Genomic DNA, 5,488 nt, shown 5'->3' with positions numbered 1-5,488 from the left:
GGCATCGACCTACTCTCCCACCTTTCGGCAGTACCATCGGCGCTAATGGGCTTAACTTCTCTGTTCGGGATGGGAAGAGGTGGAACCCCATTGCTATAGATACCTGAAATCTTCAGTTATCAGCATTGGTGTGCTTTTCGCACTAGCTGTCAACAAATATCATAGACATATCGAAAACAAAAAGTAGTTATAATTCAGTATAAGAATCCAACCATGGACCTCAGCATTCATAAGCTTATGGGTAATTAGTACCACTCGACTTTGACATCACTGCCTTTACATCTGTGGCCTATCAACGTAGTCGTCTCCTACGACCCTTTAAAGAAATCTCATCTTGAGGTAGGCTTCGTGCTTAGATGCTTTCAGCACTTATCCCTGCCCAACGTAGCTACTCTGCAATGCAGCTGGCGCCACAACAGATACACTAGAGGTTAGTCCAACCCGGTCCTCTCGTACTAGAGTCAGATCCTCGCAAATTTCTAACGCCCACAACAGATAGGGACCGAACTGTCTCACGACGTTCTGAACCCAGCTCGCGTGCCACTTTAATGGGCGAACAGCCCAACCCTTGGGACCTTCTCCAGCCCCAGGATGTGACGAGCCGACATCGAGGTGCCAAACCGCTCCGTCGATATGAGCTCTTGGGAGCGATCAGCCTGTTATCCCCGGCGTACCTTTTATCCTTTGAGCGATGGCCCTTCCATACGGAACCACCGGATCACTATGCTCTACTTTCGTACCTGATCGACTTGTAGGTCTCACAGTCAAGCACCCTTGTGCCATTGCACTCTTCACACGATTACCAAACGTATTGAGGGTACCTTTAGAAGCCTCCGTTACTCTTTTGGAGGCGACCACCCCAGTCAAACTACCCACCACACACTGTCCGTCGTCAGACGTTAGACTCCAGATAAGCAAAGGGACGTATTTCAAGGTTGACTCCACAAATCCTAGCGGACCCGCTTCATAGTCTCCGTCCTATCCTACACATTACTTACCCAAAATCAATGTGAAGCTGCAGTAAAGGTGCACGGGGTCTTTCCGTCCCGTTGCGGGTAATCGGCATCTTCACCGATACTACAATTTCACCGAGCTCATGGCTGAGACAGTGCCCAGATCGTTACACCATTCGTGCAGGTCGGAACTTACCCGACAAGGAATTTCGCTACCTTAGGACCGTTATAGTTACGGCCGCCGTTTACCGGGGCTTCATTTCAATGCTTCTTCCGAAAAATAACATCTCCACTTAACCTTCCGGCACCGGGCAGGTGTCAGGCCTTATACTTCAACTTTCGTTTTTGCAAAGCCATGTGTTTTTGATAAACAGTCGCCTGGGCCATTTCACTGCGGCTCACATTGCTGTGAGCACTCCTTCTCCCGAAGTTACGGAGTTATTTTGCCGAGTTCCTTAGCCATGAATCACTCGAGCGCCTTAGTATACTCTACTTGACTACCTGTGTCGGTTTGAGGTACGGGCCACTATAACCTGAAGCTTAGAGGTTTTTCTTGGAAGTCAAATTACACGCACTATCCACGCGGCCGAAGCCTTGCGGTACTATCAGCTTTCAGCTCAAGATGCGGATTTGCCTACATCTCTCATAGCATACGGCCTTCAACGAACTATTCCGTCAGTTCGCGGCGTTGTCATCTCTTCGTCACCCCATCGCAGTTATAGCGGGTACCGGAATATTAACCGGTTGTCCATCGATATCCCCTTTCGGGTTAACCTTAGGTCCCGACTTACCCTGATCCGATTAGCGTTGATCAGGAAACCTTAGTCTATTGGCGTGCGGGTTTCTCACCCGCATTATCGTTACTTATGCCTACATTTGCTTTTCTAAACGCTCCAGCATGCATTACCACACACCTTCTACGCTGTTTAGAATGCTCCCCTACCAATTCTGTATCTTTCAACAGAAGTCCATAGCTTCGGTAGTATACTTATGCCCGATTATCATCCACGCAAGATCGCTCGACTAGTGAGCTGTTACGCACTCTTTAAATGAATGGCTGCTTCCAAGCCAACATCCTAGCTGTCTATGCAATCTTACCACGTTTGTTCAACTTAGCATACATTTGGGGACCTTAGCTGATGGTCTGGGTTCTTTCCCTCTCGTCCGTGGACCTTAGCACCCACGGGCTCACTGCCAGATATAAGTTATAGCATTCGGAGTTTGTCTGGATTTGATAGGCGATGAAGCCCTCGCATCCAATCAGTAGCTCTACCTCTATAACTCTTTACTCTGACGCTGCACCTAAATGCATTTCGGGGAGTACGAGCTATTTCTCAGTTTGATTGGCCTTTCACCCCTACCCACAGTTCATCCCAAGACTTTTCAACGTCAACGGGTTGGGCCCTCCACTCTGGATTAACAGAGCTTCAGCCTGACCATGGGTAGATCACCAAGTTTCGCGTCTACCCCCACTAACTTTTTCGCCCTATTCAGACTCGCTTTCGCTTCGGCTCCGGTCCTGAAGACCTTAACCTTGCTAGTGAGGAGTAACTCGTAGGCTCATTATGCAAAAGGCACGCCGTCACACCACAAAGGTGCTCCGACCGCTTGTAAGCGTATGGTTTCAGGTACTATTTCACTCCTCTATTCGAGGTGCTTTTCACCTTTCCCTCACGGTACTTGTTCACTATCGGTCTCTCAGGAGTATTTAGCCTTACCAGATGGTCCTGGCAAATTCACACAGAATTTCTCGTGTTCCGCGCTACTCAGGATACTACTAGATGCAGATTGCTTACGTGGACGAGGCTATCACTCTCTGTGGCCGTTCTTTCCAAAACGTTTCACTTCACGCACTTTATCATGTTGTAGTCCTATAACCCCAGCATTGCCGAAACAATACTGGTTTGGGCTGGTCCCTTTTCGATCGCCACTACTAAGGGAATCACTTTTGTTTTCTTCTCCTCCGGGTACTTAGATGTTTCAGTTCTCCGGGTTTGCCTTCTATAAATAGAATACTCATTGCTGAGTGGGTTGCCCCATTCGGAAATTTACGAATTAACGGTTATTTGCACCTCCTCGTAACTTATCGCAGCTTATCACGTCCTTCATCGCCTCTGAGAGCCAAGGCATCCGCCATACGCTCTTAATTACTTATTATTATGCTTGTCATCTAAATAAATCTAGATAACCAACGAAATCAATCGCTGTTTTCTTTACTTGATTACTTCTACTTTTTGATTTTTCAATATGTCAAAGAACTTTTAATACCAAATATGTATTTCGTGGAGAATATCGGAGTCGAACCGATGACCTCCTGCGTGCAAGGCAGGCGCTCTAGCCAACTGAGCTAATCCCCCAAAGCGATTCACGATTAGTAATTATCAATTTACAATTAGTAATACTTTTATTATTAATTGTTAATCCTTAATTACCAATTGCATAGTAGTCCTGCGCAGATTTGAACTGCGGACCCCTACATTATCAGTGTAGTGCTCTAACCAACTGAGCTACAGGACTATAATTACCTATCAGCTTAGCGGTGAAAACACCCTAACGCTATGGGTTATGGTATATTAAAAGATGAAAGCAAAAATAAAATTAGGTCAAGATTATAACCAAGTCAACTGCATTCACAGTCAAACTTAATGTCGTATTATCCATCTCCAGAAAGGAGGTGTTCCAGCCACACCTTCCGGTACGGCTACCTTGTTACGACTTAGCCCCAGTTACCAATTTTACCCTAGGACGCTCCTTGCGGTAACGTACTTCAGGCACCCTCGGCTTCCATGGCTTGACGGGCGGTGTGTACAAGGCCCGGGAACGTATTCACCGTATCATTGCTGATATACGATTACTAGCGAATCCAACTTCACGGAGTCGAGTTGCAGACTCCGATCCGAACTGAGACCAGCTTTTGAGATTAGCATCCTGTCACCAGGTAGCTGCCCTTTGTACTGGCCATTGTAACACGTGTGTAGCCCTGGACGTAAGGGCCGTGCTGATTTGACGTCATCCCCACCTTCCTCTCACCTTACGGTGGCAGTCTCGCTAGAGTCCTCAGCATTACCTGCTAGCAACTAACGATAGGGGTTGCGCTCGTTATGGGACTTAACCCGACACCTCACGGCACGAGCTGACGACAACCATGCAGCACCTTGTAAATTGCCCCGAAGGGAAGATCTATTTCTAAACCGGTCAATCTACATTTAAGTCCAGGTAAGGTTCCTCGCGTATCATCGAATTAAACCACATGTTCCTCCGCTTGTGCGGGCCCCCGTCAATTCCTTTGAGTTTCATTCTTGCGAACGTACTCCCCAGGTGGATTACTTAATGCTTTCGCTCAGTCACGCACGGTGTATTGTGCACAACGAGTAATCATCGTTTACGGCGTGGACTACCAGGGTATCTAATCCTGTTCGCTCCCCACGCTTTCGTCCATCAGCGTCAATAATGGTTTAGTAAGCTGCCTTCGCAATTGGTGTTCTACGTTATATCTATGCATTTCACCGCTACATAACGTATTCCGCCTACCTCAACCATATTCAAGCTCTTCAGTTTCAATGGCAGTTCCAGAGTTGAGCTCTGGGATTTCACCACTGACTTAAAAAGCCGCCTACGGACCCTTTAAACCCAATAAATCCGGATAACGCTCGAATCCTCCGTATTACCGCGGCTGCTGGCACGGAGTTAGCCGATCCTTATTCATACAGTACATTCAAACAGGTACACGTACCTGCAATTATTCCTGTAAAAAAGCAGTTTACAACCCATAGGGCCGTCATCCTGCACGCGACATGGCTGGTTCAGACTTGCGTCCATTGACCAATATTCCTCACTGCTGCCTCCCGTAGGAGTCTGGTCCGTGTCTCAGTACCAGTGTGGGGGACTATCCTCTCAGACCCCCTAAGCATCATAGTCTTGGTGAGCCGTTACCTCACCAACAAACTAATGCTACGCATGCCCATCTTATACCACCGGAGTTTTAATATTTAAACCATGCGATTCAAATATATTATGCGGTATTAATCCAAATTTCTTTGGGCTATCCCCCAGTATAAGGTAGGTTGCATACGCGTTACTCACCCGTGCGCCGGTCTCAAGAAAGCAAGCTCTCTCTACCCCTCGACTTGCATGTGTTAGGCCTGTCGCTAGCGTTCATCCTGAGCCAGGATCAAACTCTTCGTTGTATAAAAAACTTAGTGTTAATTCTGCTCGTGGATAATATCTAAGTTAATTCGTAAATTTAATTGACAAGGTTATTATTCTTGTATTTACCTAACTTTATTCTACTTCCAATATTTTCAAAGAACTCTCGTTCAAAATTTCTAATTGTTTTGATGCTGATTACAGCGTCAAAGCGGGTGCAAAGATAACAACTTTAGTTTCTAAAAACCAAATGAAAATTGAAATTATTTTGAGAAATATTTTCTCTCCCTTTTTCAACTCTCGCCGTTTTCCTTTACCAGACTTTTAAGAACTTTTTCGCTATTTAAGCGGCTGCAAATATAAGAACTTTAATTCCTAAACTGCAAATC

2 tRNA genes and 3 rRNA genes are annotated in these 5,488 nt (G+C 46.3%); all 5 read right to left on the bottom strand.

Going from position 1 to position 5,488, the window contains the following annotated elements:
* Positions 1–107 (bottom strand): 5S ribosomal RNA (gene rrf / locus DWB61_RS17385); the annotation flags it as partial.
* A gap of 118 nt (positions 108–225) precedes the next feature.
* A 23S ribosomal RNA gene (locus DWB61_RS17380) occupies positions 226–3,110 on the bottom strand.
* 126 nt (positions 3,111–3,236) lie between these two features.
* Positions 3,237–3,310: transfer RNA gene (locus tag DWB61_RS17375), tRNA-Ala, on the bottom strand.
* Positions 3,311–3,396: 86 nt separating this feature from the next.
* Positions 3,397–3,470: transfer RNA gene (locus DWB61_RS17370), tRNA-Ile, on the bottom strand.
* Between the two features lie 150 nt (positions 3,471–3,620).
* Positions 3,621–5,140, bottom strand: a 16S ribosomal RNA gene (locus DWB61_RS17365).
* Positions 5,141–5,488: the final 348 nt, after the last annotated feature.

The sequence above is a fragment of the Ancylomarina euxina genome (genome assembly GCF_003863355.1).
Classification (GTDB): domain Bacteria; phylum Bacteroidota; class Bacteroidia; order Bacteroidales; family Marinifilaceae; genus Ancylomarina; species Ancylomarina euxinus.
Note: the sequence above shows the minus strand (reverse complement) of the source record. Positions and strands in the feature narration are given on the sequence as shown.